General features: G+C 53.6%; 15 protein-coding genes and 1 pseudogene. 15 read left to right on the forward strand and 1 reads right to left on the reverse strand.

The features are described 5' to 3' along the window. Positions 1-89: 89 nt before the first annotated feature. The 14 genes and pseudogenes from uptA to PPOP_RS05825 all read left to right on the forward strand — a co-directional run bounded on the left by uptA (position 90) and on the right by PPOP_RS05825 (position 13,354). Positions 90-701 carry an undecaprenyl phosphate transporter UptA gene (gene uptA / locus PPOP_RS05760; protein ID WP_006285153.1) on the forward strand — a complete coding sequence of 204 codons (612 nt, stop codon included), beginning with the start codon at positions 90-92 and terminating at the stop codon, positions 699-701. Positions 702-710: 9 nt separating this feature from the next. Then, positions 711-975, forward strand: a pseudogene (locus PPOP_RS20090) (thioredoxin family protein); the annotation flags it as partial. Between the two features lie 96 nt (positions 976-1,071). Continuing rightward, entirely contained in the window at positions 1,072-1,695 is a 624-nt protein-coding gene (locus PPOP_RS05765) for an MBL fold metallo-hydrolase (protein ID WP_006285154.1), read from the forward strand. Between the two features lie 173 nt (positions 1,696-1,868). Then, positions 1,869-3,074, forward strand: a complete 1,206-nt coding sequence (locus tag PPOP_RS05770) for a M24 family metallopeptidase (RefSeq protein ID WP_042227564.1) — start codon at positions 1,869-1,871, stop codon at positions 3,072-3,074. A 192-nt stretch (positions 3,075-3,266) separates the two neighbouring features. Then, positions 3,267-3,650, forward strand: a complete 384-nt coding sequence (locus tag PPOP_RS05775; protein WP_006285157.1) for a hypothetical protein — start codon at positions 3,267-3,269, stop codon at positions 3,648-3,650. 217 nt (positions 3,651-3,867) lie between these two features. Next, complete coding sequence (gatC, locus tag PPOP_RS05780; protein ID WP_042227566.1) at positions 3,868-4,155, forward strand: Asp-tRNA(Asn)/Glu-tRNA(Gln) amidotransferase subunit GatC; 288 nt, start codon at positions 3,868-3,870, stop codon at positions 4,153-4,155. A 62-nt stretch (positions 4,156-4,217) separates the two neighbouring features. Next, positions 4,218-5,636 carry an Asp-tRNA(Asn)/Glu-tRNA(Gln) amidotransferase subunit GatA gene (gatA, locus tag PPOP_RS05785; RefSeq protein WP_006285159.1) on the forward strand — a complete coding sequence of 473 codons (1,419 nt, stop codon included), beginning with the start codon at positions 4,218-4,220 and terminating at the stop codon, positions 5,634-5,636. 14 nt (positions 5,637-5,650) lie between these two features. After that, positions 5,651-7,090: an Asp-tRNA(Asn)/Glu-tRNA(Gln) amidotransferase subunit GatB gene (gene gatB / locus PPOP_RS05790; protein ID WP_006285160.1), complete on the forward strand. Its 1,440-nt coding sequence runs from the start codon at positions 5,651-5,653 to the stop codon at positions 7,088-7,090. Between the two features lie 380 nt (positions 7,091-7,470). Continuing rightward, on the forward strand, positions 7,471-8,196 hold the full coding sequence (locus PPOP_RS05800; RefSeq protein WP_006285161.1) for an MgtC/SapB family protein: 726 nt from the start codon (positions 7,471-7,473) through the stop codon (positions 8,194-8,196). Between the two features lie 172 nt (positions 8,197-8,368). Continuing rightward, on the forward strand, positions 8,369-8,947 hold the full coding sequence (locus PPOP_RS05805) for an RNA polymerase sigma factor (RefSeq protein WP_006285162.1): 579 nt from the start codon (positions 8,369-8,371) through the stop codon (positions 8,945-8,947). Between the two features lie 22 nt (positions 8,948-8,969). Further along, the gene (locus tag PPOP_RS05810) at positions 8,970-9,668 is read left to right on the forward strand and encodes a hypothetical protein (RefSeq protein WP_006285163.1); all 699 of its coding nucleotides are present in this window, start codon (positions 8,970-8,972) and stop codon (positions 9,666-9,668) included. A gap of 25 nt (positions 9,669-9,693) precedes the next feature. Then, on the forward strand, positions 9,694-10,884 hold the full coding sequence (locus PPOP_RS05815) for a DUF4097 family beta strand repeat-containing protein (RefSeq protein WP_006285164.1): 1,191 nt from the start codon (positions 9,694-9,696) through the stop codon (positions 10,882-10,884). Between the two features lie 156 nt (positions 10,885-11,040). Then, positions 11,041-11,478 (forward strand): peroxide-responsive transcriptional repressor PerR, encoded by a 438-nt coding sequence (perR, locus tag PPOP_RS05820; protein ID WP_006285165.1) that lies wholly within the window; start codon positions 11,041-11,043, stop codon positions 11,476-11,478. 106 nt (positions 11,479-11,584) lie between these two features. Next, a complete protein-coding gene (locus PPOP_RS05825; protein ID WP_052516582.1) occupies positions 11,585-13,354 on the forward strand; it encodes a glycosyl hydrolase family 18 protein in 1,770 nt (589 codons plus the stop codon). A gap of 56 nt (positions 13,355-13,410) precedes the next feature. Here PPOP_RS05825 and PPOP_RS05830 read toward each other — a convergent pair whose 3' ends face one another. Further along, on the reverse strand, positions 13,411-13,809 hold the full coding sequence (locus PPOP_RS05830; RefSeq protein ID WP_006285167.1) for a DUF2614 family zinc ribbon-containing protein: 399 nt from the start codon (positions 13,807-13,809) through the stop codon (positions 13,411-13,413). A 371-nt stretch (positions 13,810-14,180) separates the two neighbouring features. Between PPOP_RS05830 and PPOP_RS25760 the strand changes: the two genes are divergently transcribed. Next, positions 14,181-14,525 carry a hypothetical protein gene (locus PPOP_RS25760; RefSeq protein ID WP_422730617.1) on the forward strand — a complete coding sequence of 115 codons (345 nt, stop codon included), beginning with the start codon at positions 14,181-14,183 and terminating at the stop codon, positions 14,523-14,525. Positions 14,526-14,810: the final 285 nt, after the last annotated feature.

Below are 14,810 nucleotides of genomic sequence, written 5' to 3' on the forward strand. Positions count from 1 at the left end.
TGGTAACATGAGCCCTGCCGGTCGATTGCTTTAGGGTTATGTCTCATCGTATGATAGAATATACTGATTGCAAAAAGAGGAGATGGGACATGGAATTTTTGAATCAAATCGTGACTACGCTCCTGTATTGGGTGCAGCAGTTGGGAGAATGGGGAATCATGCTTGGCCTGATGATAGAGGTAATTCCGAGTGAGATTGTGCTCGCCTACGGAGGTTTTCTCGTCTCGATTCAGGAGATTACCTTTGTGGAAGCGGTCGTCTTCGGCGTCATCGGCGGGGTTGTCGCTCAACTGTTCGTCTATGGGATCGGCAGGTACGGGGGAAGGCCTGTGCTCGAACGATACGGCAAATTTATTCTGATTCACCCGCATCATATTGCGAAATCGGAAGAATGGTTCCAAAAATACGGGACAGGCGTTATTTTTACGGCCCGGTTCGTTCCGGTCGTACGACATGCCATCTCCATTCCGGCGGGCATCTCCAAAATGAATATGTGGCGATTCACACTTCTGACGACGCTGGCTGTCATCCCGTGGACGATACTCTTTGTTTATTTGGGCTTCGTGCTGGGCGATAAATGGGAGCAGATTGACGACGTGTCCGGCAAATGGGTCAAGCCGTTTATTCTCGTTGCCCTGGCGCTGTTAATCGTGTATGTTGTCATTAAATATACGTATTCCAAAAAGAAAGCGGGGAAATGAATATGGCCAAACCACGATGACCTGCGCTGCCTTATCCTGGCGGCGGAATGGTGCAGCGATGTCGCCCGCAACGTGCCGGTCGTCTTCCGTGCGATGGAAGCGGCACAGCTCGAGACGGAAGTGTTGATTATGGAGAATCCAGACTGGGGAAGCATCGGACGATCAAGACAAATGGAAAGTGCTAAGGCAGCAATTGATGGAAACGTACGGAGAAGGCACGGGATACCAGACACGCATCGTGCGCGTGTTCAAAGAGCTGCTGTCTTCCTTCTGACATCAAGCAAATTCAACAAGTCTACCTTTCAATAAAGGTGAAACCTATGTTTGCGGTCGACTTCGCGAACAACTTTTACAAAGGCGGTGTTCTTCTATGTTTCGCATTCAAAGCTATGCACTTGGCCCGGTCCAGACCAATGCCTATGTGCTGATAAATGAAGAGACGAATGAAGCGGTCGTGATCGATCCCGGCATGAATCCAGAGCCGCTGCTGCAGGGGCTCCAAGGATTGAAGGTGGCGGCTGTTCTGCTGACCCATGCGCATTTCGATCATATCGGCGGGGTCGACGCTGTGCGTGAAGCGCACGGATGCCCCGTACATATTCATGAGCGGGAAGTGGACTGGCTTACGAAGCCCGAACTGAACGGATCGACGATGTGGCCCCAAGTCTGCCAGCCGATGACGGTGAAACCCGCCGAGCATCTCCTGCAGGACGGACAGACGCTGGAGCTTATCGGCCATACGTTCCAAGTCATACATACGCCAGGTCATTCTCCTGGAAGTGTCAGCTTCTTCCATGAGAAGCAGTTATTCTCGGGCGATGTACTTTTCCGTACGTCAGTAGGACGAACGGATCTCCGGGACGGGGATATGAACGTGCTGCTCCAATCGATTCACGGCAAGCTGTTCCCGCTGGGGGATGATGTTACCGTCTATCCGGGGCATGGTCCCGCGACCCAGATCGGGTATGAGAAGGAACATAATCCTTTTGTATAATCAGGTAATGCTTTGCGGAGCTGCACGTACAGGAACGAGGAGGGGGAGAGGGGAAAGCGGGCGCGTAAACCGGGTGAGGTTTGCGCTCTTTGTGTCCTCTGCGAGAGCATTTGCATAAGGCCAGAGCCTCCGTCTGAATGGAGGATTCAGTAAGCAGGAAGGGATCAGGATCGATGCAAGGCGTATTGAAGCAAGAAATAGAAGGACGAATTGTCCGACTGCAGGCAGCGATGCAGGAACGAACTATGGACGGCTGTCTGATTACGCAAAATGTAGGGCTCTATTATTTTACCGGATCGATGCAGACAGGGTATCTGTTCGTGCCGAAGCAGGGCGAGCCTGTCTACTTCGTCAAGCGCAGCCTGGAGCGCGCGCGGCATGAAGCTGTGGTGGCGGTCGAGCCGCTCGGATCCTTCCGTTCCTTCGGCTCGCTGCTGCAGGAGCGCTTCCCGGCAGTGTTCGCATCCGGATGCCTGGTCATCGCAACGGAATACGATGTGCTTCCGGTGCAATTGTTCGAGCGGCTTCGCTCCGTGCTGCCGAATGCAACATGGACCGACGGAACCGCGATGCTGCGCGGGCTGCGGATGGTCAAATCGGCGTGGGAAATCGACCGCATCCGTACGGCCGCACGGGCGGCGCATCACGCGCTCGAGCAAGCGGCCGCTTACGTTCGTCCCGGCATGATGGAGCTCCAGCTTATTGCCCATATCGAGCATTTGTTCCGAATGCAGGGCCATATCGGGTTCATCCGGATGCGCGGGTACAACCAAGAGATCATTACAGGGATGGTCGTCTCAGGGGAAGCGGGGGCGGAGCCGACTTACTTCGACGGTCCGGCCGGCGGACGCGGCTTGACCCCTGCTAGCCCCCAAGGCTCCAGCCGGAAGGTCATCGCCGAGAATGAACCGATTCTCGTCGATATCGGATGCTGCATCGACGGTTATGTCATCGACCAGACCCGGACGCTGGTCGCTGGCAAACTGGAGAAGGAGCTTGAGTGTGCCTACGAGTCGTCCGAGGCGATACTGCGGTCCGTCGAAGCGAGCCTGAAGCCGGGGACGGTGTGCGAGACGCTGTATGTCGACGCGCTGAAGCTGGCCGAACAGTATGGCTTGGCGGAACACTTCATGGGCTTCGGGAGTGATCAGGTTAGCTTCCTTGGCCATGGCATCGGCATGGAGATGGATGAATGGCCCGTGCTGGCGCGCGGATTCACGATGCTGCTTGAACCCGGCATGGTCATTGCGATCGAGCCGAAATTCACGTTCCCTGGCCGAGGCGTTGTTGGCATCGAGAACACGTACCTGATTACGGACGACGGGTTCGAGAAGCTGACCACCCCACCGGAAGGAGTATGGTGGATTTCGGCGCCGTAAACGAAGGTATGATGGAACCCGCAATGCCGCTCTTTCGTCGATTTCCTGAGAGTGTATATTGACATTTGCAAGGAAGTCACATATTTTATCTTTGAAAAGGCAGCGTCTTTTTTGCGGAACAAGCTTACATTTACAGCAATCATAAATTTTAGTACGATAGAGGAAACCGCATATGGATGGGAGGCATGGACAATGCTGCATTTGGGAGAGAAAGTAGTCATTGTTGCCGACCGCTTCGAACAACATTTGCCTATCGGGGAATATGGCTTTATCATTGCCTATGACCGCAATGCGGATAACGCATTCGATTACGTCATCCGGGTGCCGAGAGCAAACCGCAACTTCTTCGTACCGGCATCTGACGTCGTGCAGGAAGGCCTGCTCCTGCAGCAGGAAGCGGATCGAATCGAACGGGAAGCGCTTATCGACTATGCACTGGCTACTCACAATGAGTCTCTGTTCCGCCGGATCATGAACGGTGATACGGGAGAAGACCAGAAGGAAGAGAATGACCAGGAAGAAGCGATGACTCAGGAAGAGTTCATCCGGCAAGTCAACCTGCGCGCATGGATATAAGGAAGAGCACCGGTTTGTGTTACGGGGTAACGTGTGACCGGTGCTTTTTTGTATAGAGAAGCAGATGGTGTGGACTGCCCCGCAAGCTCATGCCACGGTCGGACGGTGCGAAGCGCTGCGCCGCATTAATGGAAGCCAGCGTTGAGTTGCCCACGCTTCTAGGCTATAATAGAGGGATGAATTTGGCCCAATTGGGACAAGGAGGAACAGGTTGCCGATGAGCATTCAGGTACAAGACGTCGAGCATGTGGCCAAGCTGGCACGGCTCAATTTAACTGATGAAGAAAAAGCACGCTATACCGAGCAACTCAACGCGATTCTAAAGTACGCAGAGAAGTTGAACGAACTGAATACGGATAACGTGCCGCCGACATCGCATGTTCTGCCGATTCGCAATGTGATGCGTGACGATACCGTTCGTTCATCGCTGCCGATAGAGAAAGTCATGCTTAACGCGCCGCAGGAAGAAGACGGCCAATTCCAGGTTCCGGCGGTTTTGGAGTAAAGAGAGAGGGGGGGACCACATTGAGATTGTTGGATATGACGATATCACAAGCCAGACAAGCCATGGCAGACCGCAAAGTATCCGCCGCCGAGCTGACGGAAGCGTCTTTTGCGCGCATCGCGCAGACCGACGGGCGGGTGCAGGCGTTCCTGACGCTGAATGAAGAAGGGGCCAAGGCGCAGGCGAAGCGCATCGATGAACGCCTGGCGGCAGGCGAGGCGCTCCACCCGCTGGCCGGCATTCCGGCCGGCCTGAAGGACAATATTGTGAGCGAAGGGATGCGCACGACATGCGCTAGCCGCTTCCTCGAGAACTATGAGCCGGTCTATGACGGAACCGTCACCCGCAAGTTGAAGGAAGCGGACGTCATTATGGTTGGCAAGCTCAATATGGATGAGTTCGCCATGGGCGGATCCAATGAGAATTCCGCTTTCCAGATGACCCGCAATCCGTGGGATTTGGAGCGCGTCCCGGGCGGTTCAAGCGGTGGATCGGCTGCGGCGGTGGCCGCCGGCCAGGTCAGCTTCGCCCTCGGATCGGATACGGGCGGATCGATTCGCCAGCCGGCGTCCTATTGCGGCCTCGTCGGCTTGAAGCCTACCTATGGCCTCGTATCTCGCTTCGGCCTCGTCGCGTTCGCATCTTCCCTCGATCAGATCGGACCGCTGACGAACAATGTAGAGGATGCCGCGCATGTGCTGCAGGCCATCGCCGGCTACGACCCGATGGATTCCACCTCGGCCAAGGTCGACATTCCCAATTACGCGGCGGCGCTAAGCGGAGAGGTGCGCGCCCTGCGCATCGGCGTGCCATCCGAATATATCGGGCAGGGCGTCGATCCGAAGGTGAAGGAAGCGGTGCTTGCCGCCTTGAAGGTATACGAGCAATTAGGCGCGACCTGGGAAGAGGTGTCGATGCCGCATACGGATTATGCTGTGGCGACGTATTACCTTCTCGCTTCTTCAGAAGCGTCGTCCAACCTGGCTCGGTTCGACGGGGTTCGCTATGGCGTTCGCGCGGAGCAGCCGGGCAATCTGCTTGAGCTGTATCTTGAGTCGCGCAGCCAGGGCTTCGGTCCGGAAGTGAAGCGGCGCATTATGCTGGGAACCTACGCGCTCAGCTCCGGCTACTATGACGCATTTTATCTGAAGGCGCAGAAGGTCCGCACCTTGATTCAGCGCGATTTCGAACGGGCGTTCCAGAAGTATGACATTTTGCTCGGGCCGACGGCGCCGACGACGGCCTTCCGTCTGGGCGAGCAGATTGACGATCCGCTTCAAATGTACTTGAATGATATTTTGACGATTCCAGTTAGCTTGGCGGGCGTGCCGGCGATCAGCATTCCATGCGGATTGGCGGACGGCATGCCGGTAGGGCTGCAGTTGATCGGACGGGCGTTCGATGAGGCGACCGTTCTACGCGCGGCGCATGCGTTCGAGCAGCATACCGATCATCACAAGCTGCGTCCGCAGTTGTTATAGAGGAGGCTTACGACATGCCAAGTGCTAGATATGAGACGGTAATCGGACTGGAAGTTCACGTTGAGCTTCACACCGAATCCAAAATATTTTGCGGCTGCTCCACCGCCTTCGGCGCGCCACCGAATACGCATACTTGCCCGATTTGTCTTGGGCATCCGGGCGTGCTGCCGGTGCTGAACCGCCAGGCGGTCGAATATGCGATGAAGGCCTCCATGGCACTGAACTGCGAGATCGCGTTCGTGAGCAAATTCGATCGCAAAAACTATTTCTATCCTGACTCGCCGAAGGCCTATCAGATTTCGCAGTATGACCAGCCGATCGGGCAGAACGGCTGGATCGACATCGAAGTCGACGGTGAGACGAAGCGCATCCGCATCAATCGTCTGCATCTAGAAGAGGATGCGGGCAAGCTGACGCATGTCGATGGCGGCTATGCTTCGCTGGTCGACTTCAACCGGGTAGGCACTCCGCTCGTCGAGATCGTGTCGGAGGCGGATCTGCGTTCACCGGAAGAAGCCAAGGCTTATTTAGAAAAATTAAAGGTCATTATGCAATATTGCGAAGTATCCGATGTCAAGATGGAGGAAGGATCGCTCCGCTGCGATGCGAATATCAGCCTTCGCCCGTACGGGCAGAAGGAGTTCGGAACGAAGGCCGAGCTGAAGAACATGAACTCCTTCCGCGGCGTGCAGCGCGGTCTCGAGTATGAAGAGGAGCGCCAGGCCGATATTTTGGACGAGGGCGGTCAGGTGGTGCAGGAGACCCGCCGATGGGATGAAATGCAAGGACGGACGTTGTCGATGCGCAGCAAGGAAGAAGCACATGATTACCGCTATTTCCCGGATCCGGACCTCGTTACCATCATCATTGACGACGAATGGAAGGAGCGCATCCGCGCCACGATTCCGGAGCTGCCGGATGCCCGTAAGGTCCGGTATACCGCCGATTACGGCTTGTCTGGATACGATGCCGAGGTCATTACCTCCTCCAAAAAGCTGGCTGACCTGTTCGAGGACAGCCTTCCGTATACGAAGGATACCAAAGCAGTGGCGAACTGGATCATGGGGGATCTGCTCGGCTATTTGAATGCGGGCGGCCTTGAGATAGAAGCCGTCAAGCTGGACGGACAAGGGCTGGGGGAAATGATCGGGCTGATCGAGAAGGGCACCATTAGCACGAAAATCGCAAAAACGGTATTCAAGGAAATGCTCGAATCCGGCAAGCGGCCGCAAACGATCGTCGAGGAGCAGGGACTGATCCAAATCAGCGATGAAGGCGCGATTCTGGCTGTCGTGCAGCAAATCATCGCGTCCAATCCGCAATCGGTCGAGGACTATAAGGCCGGCAAGCAAAAAGCGATCGGCTTCCTCGTCGGTCAGGTGATGAAAGAAACGAAGGGCAAAGCGAATCCGGGGCTCGTCAATCAATTGCTGGTCCAATACCTGAACAGCTAATGATATAGCAGTCCGCAAGGCGGAGCATGCGTCGCAGTTTTTTCATTGATTCGAATGGAGGAGCTTGATGCATACTTCGCCTTTTTTGCTTACAGATAAATAGAGCAATACAAATTTACCGTCTGTAGGGGGAATGATTGTGCTTCGTAATGTAGAGATGAATGATAATGAGACCCTCGAACAATTATAGTATTTGCAGCAGAACGCTTACCGTAGCGAAACGGATCTTCTCGGTTTCGACCGGATTCCGCCGTTGATGGATACGATCGACGACCTAGGGCAATGCAAGGAAATCTTCTTTAGTTGGTGGGATGATGCCGAACTGGTCGGGGCCATCCCGTTCGCCATCTGGAGCGGGTATTGAAGGGGGATGGTTCGGGATGAGAGAACTAATCGACGCCTCGAATCCGTGGGTCATTGACAATGTCTCGCTGATGATGCGCTTGTTCCTGGCAATGCTGCTGGGTGGGCTGGTCGGATTGGAACGGGAGCAGGCGAATCACCCTGCAGGCTTGCGCACACATATTCTCGTATGTCTCGGTTCAGCCTTGATTATGCTGTTGTCCATTTATGGCTTCGCTCAATTCGTCTATGAAGGCAATGTAAGGGTCGATCCGGGCCGTCTCGCAACGGCGGTCATTACGGGCATCGGTTTCCTTGGAGCGGGAACGATCATCTTTACGGGCAAATCCATCGCCGGTCTGACGACCGCTGCCTCTTTATGGGTCGTTGCTTCTATCGGTCTCGCCGTCGGGGCCGGATTTTATTTCGCTGCCGTCGCGGCAACGGTGCTCGTCATCGTTAATCTGTTTGTCTTCAACAAGATTGAGCAGCGGTACTTTACAAGCAAAAAAACCTATGTCCTGACGCTGGAGACGGACGGAGCTTCCCATTTTCTTCATCAGCTCCACCAATTTTTGAACGAACAGCAGATACAGGTGAAAAAAATAACGACGCAACGCTTGCTCAATCGCCCTTTTGAGGGGCCTGATGTCAAGCATACTGAAGTTCAAGTTATCCTTATTGTACCCCGACAGTTCGAAATTTTTGCATTTACGACCCAAGTTGAACAGATGTCCGGCGTGCATTCCGTAACGGTTGAATAGCCGTTTCCCTGGCAATCGGCGAATGCTACAAACTAGACTAAAGTCGGTGAAACCTTCCTGGACTCGGGAAGGTTTCTTTCGTTTCCCCGTCCGCCTTACAATAAAAGCAGAAGATTGGAGAGGCGGTCCAATGGACTGCCATCGTGGAGAAACGGAAAGGAAGTCGGCTAACGTGGAACGTGAATTGCGTAATCAATCAGATGAACAACTCGTTCAGCTTATTTTGGGCGGCAATGAAGAGGGGATGCGCATTTTGGTGGAAAGACACCGCCCATTTGTGTTAACTTGTATTTGTCAAACGGTTCGGGACCGGTATCTGGCGGAGGACATCGCGCAAGAAGTCTTTGTCAAAGTATACCGTCGGCTTCATACGTTTCGTGGGGATTCGAAATGGACGACATGGCTGTACCGGCTTACCCGGAACCAGCTCATCGATTCGCTGCGAAGACAGAGACGAGGAGCCGCCGATTGGCTGGAGCCTAACACGATGGTGGCCCTTCCGTATCAGGACGAGGAAGGGCTGCCTGAGGAATGGATCATCAAGCGCGAGCGATGCGAGCAGGTGCGTCGGACGTTGGGAAGCCTTCCGGACAAGTACCGTACGGTGATGGTACTCTATCATATGCGCCAGCGTTCTTACGCTGAGATTGCCGAGCAACTGAAAATGCCTGTGCGGACGGTCGAGACCCGCTTGTACCGGGCAAAAGCGCTGTTCAAAAATGTATGGAACGAGTCAGTCGGAGCCGTATGATTGCAAGGGAGGAATGAATGCAATGAACGATGAAGGCCGCAGAGACAAGGAACCACCAATGGGGGATTACCAGGAACGCCAGCGGATGGATCAGATCCGTACGCCGGACTGGAACAGAGAAGAAGAGCAATTTCTCCGGCGAAGAATGGCGAATTTGGAGCATCAACAGCGCCAGCACCAGCATCAGCATCCTGGCAACTATCCGCCGTATGAAGGAATGCCTCCTGTATCCCCTGTATATGGAACACCGCCCCAGCGCAAGAGCAAATTTTTATCGCTCCTGTTGTCCTTTATTTTCCCGGGAAGCGGCCATTTTTATTTGGGATTGATGCAGCGGGGGCTACTCATTATGATGCTATTCGCTTTGGATATTGTAGCGATTGTCTATTTCAGTGCTACCGATGCCCGGATTAACGTGCCGCTCGTTGTGCTGCTTGCCCTTATGCTGCCTGTCATTTATTTCTTTAATCTGTTCGATGCCTTGCAGAGTACAGAGCGCGTCAACCAGCGGGCGGTGTATGGATTGGGTGCCGACAATGTGAAGCAAGACCCTTGGCTTGGCCTGCTGCTTCTGTTCGGCGGCGTTGTCCTGCTGCTGTTTACGGTCGATCCGGCCTGGCTGCGCTGGTTTTTCAGCAATGCCGGCTCATACGCTGGAGCAGCCGTTCTTATCGGTGGAGGGATTTTTCTGCTAATCAAGGAATCGCGTAAAAGACACTAGCCGATCAGAAGGAGTTGGGGCATACTTGATAAAGGTAGGCCGGATTACCGCAGCCTTGTTGACAATCGCCGTCGGCGTGATGGTCCTCGTCGATCAATTATTCGGTCTGCGCAGCATTCGGCTTCTGCTCGTGTGGTGGCCCTGCATCTTCGTGTTGTGGGGAGTGGAGATGATGGCAAGCGCCAAGCACAGGCGAATCCCGGACGGGAAGAGAAGCTGGAAGATCGATTGGATCGGCATGTTCGCCGCCATCTTTTTATCCGTATCGGTGTTCATAATTGCCCAGCCTAATCTGTTCAGGGACTGGGTGCGGAGCATTCAGTTCGATTTTTCGATGATGAAGGAAATGAAGCTTACTGAAGGGATGAAGTTCAAGCAGCAAGCCTTGAATTATTCCATCGAAGGCCGTTCGATTCGTGAGCTTGCCGTTCGCAATCGCTATGGCAATGTGTCGATACGGAGTGGGAGCGTGACGGATGTAGAGGTGGAGCTGACGGTTATCGTAAGCAGCTTGTCCAAGGAAGAGGCCGAGCAGCTGGCAACCCAGTCCCGCGTAGAAATCGCGGAGTCCGCCGCAGAACAACTGCTTATTGAAGGGGTGCCGGTACGTTATACAGCGAGTGAACAGCTCGTCCGCACCGACCTCAGCATTACGGTTCCGAATGAGGCGGCGTGGAATCTCGATGTTCAACTGGACGACGGGCTGATTGATATCCGTGAGCTTAGCGGTGCCATCGCCGCCGAGACGAAGAGCGGATCGATCCAAATTGTCAATATCGAGAATTCCGTTCAAGCGCGCACTTGGGACGGAGATATTGTCGTGAAGGGCATTGGAAAGGACCTGAACGTGGACACGGCCCGAGGAGATATTATCATTCTTGACATCGAGGGGGATGTAACAGCAGACACGAAGAGCGGCGATATCGATATAAGCCGCGCGTTACGAGCCGTTCAGGCGGAGACGCTAAGCGGGGACGTGTTGGTCGAATCGGAGGTTGTTGGAGGACACTGGCACCTTCTGAGTCTGTCGGGGGACATGACGATTCACCTTCCGGATGACGCGGATGCCATCGTATCCGGCAAGAATACATTTGGCGACATTACTTCGGATTATCCACTGGGCATCGCCGACAATCGTATCGAAGGTGCGTTGGGTAGTGGGATGCATGATATCCTCTTGCAGACGACTGGAGACCTTCATGTTCTGAGAAGATGATCGTAGAGTTGCGGGCGTCCGAGACAGAAGAATGACATTGACAAATCGAAAAAGGTAAACGTACAATGGACATAAAGATATTATTTCTTGATAATCGTTACAATGTACGGAACAGTCGACCCGAATGAATGATGAGCGTAGAAGGCGGTGGACAGGATGAAGACACGGGTTCAACATGCATTGGAACAACTGAAATTGTCCGGAGTACGCATTACGCCACAACGCCATGCGATCTTAACCTATTTGATGGATGCGATGAGCCATCCGACGGCAGATGAGATATATCGAGCGCTCGAGCCCAAGTTTCCGAGCATGAGCGTAGCCACGGTCTACAACAACTTGAAGTTGTTCATTGAAGCCGGCCTGGTGCGTGAATTGACCTATGGAGACAGCTCAAGCCGATTTGATGCGAACGTCTCCGATCACTATCATGCGATATGCGAGCAATGCGGCAAGATTATCGATTTTACGCTGCCGGCTCTGCAATCGGTAGAGGAGGCAGCTGCCGAACGGACGGGCTTCTTCATACGAGGACACCGCATGGAAGTGTATGGCGTGTGCCAATCGTGTGCAGCTACGGCTGTCAAGAAGTAACTGGATTGTTCCGTAGGACAACCGTTGCATTCGCGCAGCAGATTTTTGCTTGCGCGTTTCTTATTTACAGGGAGATATAAGACTTGGTAGTGGGAGGAACGACAACATGAGTTACCGGGGAGAGCGCCGGGGCGAAAGAACAGCCGATGGAGAGCGCGTGGACAGGCCGGGAAGCGCTCAACGCAAAAAGGGATGCGGCGGCGGATGTCTTGTTATCATAATAGGAGTTCTTATCTTGTCCGTATGCATTTGGAAAGGATGGTCCGAGTGGTGGCCTAGCCATGAACGAGCGGAATCCGATATGAGGCAAGTTGAGCAGCCCCTCACCTATAACGGCACCTGGAGCGGTTATGGCACGACAGGACAGGGGAAGGAACTGCTTATTCCAGTGCCGGCGCTGGATGGCCTGTTGCCGGTCACATTTGAAGCGGAGAGCGACATCGTTATTTTGACAAGCCCGGGCTCGGTCGCTACGATGCCATTGGACCAGCGAGGCGGGGCGCTGAACGGAAGTCCGAAGGAATGGCCTGCGGCTGCCGTCCGCATCGGGAATACGGTTCATGTTCCCGCATCTGTGCTGGAAGAGCTGTACGGAATTGAGGTGAAGCAGTATCCTGCGAACGGAGCGGTTCAGTTCAGAATGCCGGGCCAGACGATCCAATCCGGCACGATCGTGAAGCTGCGGCAGCCGGAAGACACTGTCCCAATGAGGCAGCAGGCAGACAAAAAGTCGCCGATTATCACCGATTTGAAGAGTGAGTCGCCGGTGAGCATTTGGGAGGAGCGGGGAGACTGGTTCAGGGTAGAAGCGGATGACGGGACATTGGGGTATGTGGCCGCCGAGGATGTCGTGGCGGGAGACGAACATACCGTTCCTAGTGCGCTCGAGATGCCGCTGCCACGGTTCGTCGAGGAGAAGACGCCCGTAAGCCTGGCCTGGGAGGCCGTCTATTCCCGCAATCCTGACCCGTCCAACCTGCCGGACATGCCGGGCATGAATGTCATCAGCCCGACCTGGTTCAGTCTGGAGGATGATGAAGGCAATATTCACAGCAAGGCGGACATGGGGTTGACCGAATGGGCGCACCGGAACGGTAAGCAAATATGGGCGCTGTACAGCAACAGCTTCGAACCGGAGCGAACGACGGAAGCCCTTTCGACCTTCGGGCGGCGGAATCATACGATCGGTCAATTGCTTGCATTGGCAGAGCGCTATCAGGTGGACGGAATCAATCTTGATTTTGAAAATGTGAATGTTGAGGATCGGAATAAGCTGACCCAGTTCGTAAGAGAGCTTGTCCCTCGGCTTCATGCCAAAGGTCTCGTCGTATCCATTGATGTAACGGCGAAGTCAGATAACGCCAGATGGTCGCAATTCCTGGATAGGGAAGCCCTCGGCAAGCTTGTCGATTATATGATGGTCATGGCGTATGACGAGCATTGGGCAGCAAGTCCTGTCGCTGGCTCCGTCGCATCTCTGCCTTGGACAGAGCAGGCGGTAACGCGAATTATGGACGAAGACAGCGTACCGGCACATAAGCTGGTCCTGGGTATGCCGCTTTATACACGTATCTGGACGGAAGAAGTTCAGGACGGGGAGACGAAGGTGAGTTCCGAGACTTTAGGAATGCAATCGATACAAGATATTTTAACGGACAAGAAGCTGGAGCCGGAATTTGATGAGTCTGCGGGGCAGCATTACGTTGAATACAAAGAGGAAGGGGACTTGCAGCGAATTTGGATTGAGGATGAGCATTCGATCCGAGCGCGGATTGAGTTGGCCGATCGGCTGGGCCTCGGAGGAATTGCCGTCTGGGCCCGTACGTTCGCCAATGATGACATATGGGATGTGCTGCGTTATCCGCCGGTCCCTTAAATATGAAGAAGAAAAGCCGCTCTCCCGGTAAGGAAGGCGGCTTTTCTTATGTACGATCAAGACTTTGGCGCGGACGCAGACGGTTGAGCCGATTTGGCCGCAGCTTCATCGGACAATCCTGCATTGGTTTTGGTTGGATCAAAGGTAAGGATGGTCCTGCAGAACATGCAACGGTCCGTCTTGCCAATCATTTTCGTTGGCTTGCCGCATGACGGGCATTCCAGCGCGACGGCACTTGTGGAGAGCATGCCGGCCCAAAAATATATGCCCATACTTCCCAGTAGAAGAATGCCGCCAAGCACCATGAATACCGCAGCAAACGGTCGGCCCTGTGCGCCCCACATCAATATGCCGGAGGTGCCTAAGATCATCATGCCCATGCCTGCTAGAATAAGAACGAGCCCCCACAACCGGAATTCATTAATCTTGCTTGTCTTAAATAGCCGCGTATTCATCATGTACCTCCCCAATACATGTCTTGAAAATGTTTTGCAAACATAGAAGGAAAGAGAGAATCTATGTAGAATTATAAACATGAATTAAGACAAAAGAAAGCTGGTTGGCAAGAAAGTCGAAAAAGCGTGGGATTCATACGCAGACGGAGCAGGACAGCTACATCAAGCAACGGATATTCATCCACCCGGATCAATGGAGAGCATGGAGCACATCAATGGATGGTCTGTCTATGATGGACAAACAGAGATTATCGCCGATCGCAGCGACATGCTGGCGGCAAGGAATTATTTCAATTGGAATACATGAAGATGTATGCGATGTGTTCCTGGACTGTTATTCCCAGGCCAAGCAATTTGCAGGCGCAGGTCATATGTTGGATGCTTATCGGTTCGTGGATCAAGCGTTCTATTATTGGGCGCATATTATCGTAATGGAACAGAATGAAATACCGTCTCCAGCTCTATGGCAGCAAGTCAAGCTATTGAATCTCGGCGTATATAAAATGTATGAGGATTTACGACAAGTACGGAGACTCTGGCTCAGCGAATCGAACTGGCGCTGCTGGCCTGCGGATTTTCTCTCTCTACCAAGAGCACGGAATGCTGGTAATCCGTTATTGGAATGGATTAAGGAGCATGATGCGCGGTCGTTATCACGGACGTGTTGCAGCATGCCGAATTCAGGGCGCTCACTGACTATTTGCCTATGCTGTTGAAGAAGCTCGCTTATCGAGGATACTTGCGCGAGAAACGGGTTGACCATCCATCTCCGTACGGGGAACTGGGAAGAACGCAGGCTTATGAATGGGTGATTAACCATTTATAACTTAGCGCCTTATATCCCCCTAGCTTTAGCTAGGGGGATATAAGGCGCTTCGGATGCGAGGTGGCTTTAGCTGCCTTAAGTATTCGACAATAGATATATCCTCTCTATCTAATATTTATGGTATAATATTCTTGAGGTGGTATAAGCATGTCACAGCGAGAAGTTGAAAGCAACC

Source organism: Paenibacillus popilliae ATCC 14706 (genome assembly GCF_000315235.1).
GTDB lineage: Bacteria > Bacillota > Bacilli > Paenibacillales > Paenibacillaceae > Paenibacillus_B > Paenibacillus_B popilliae.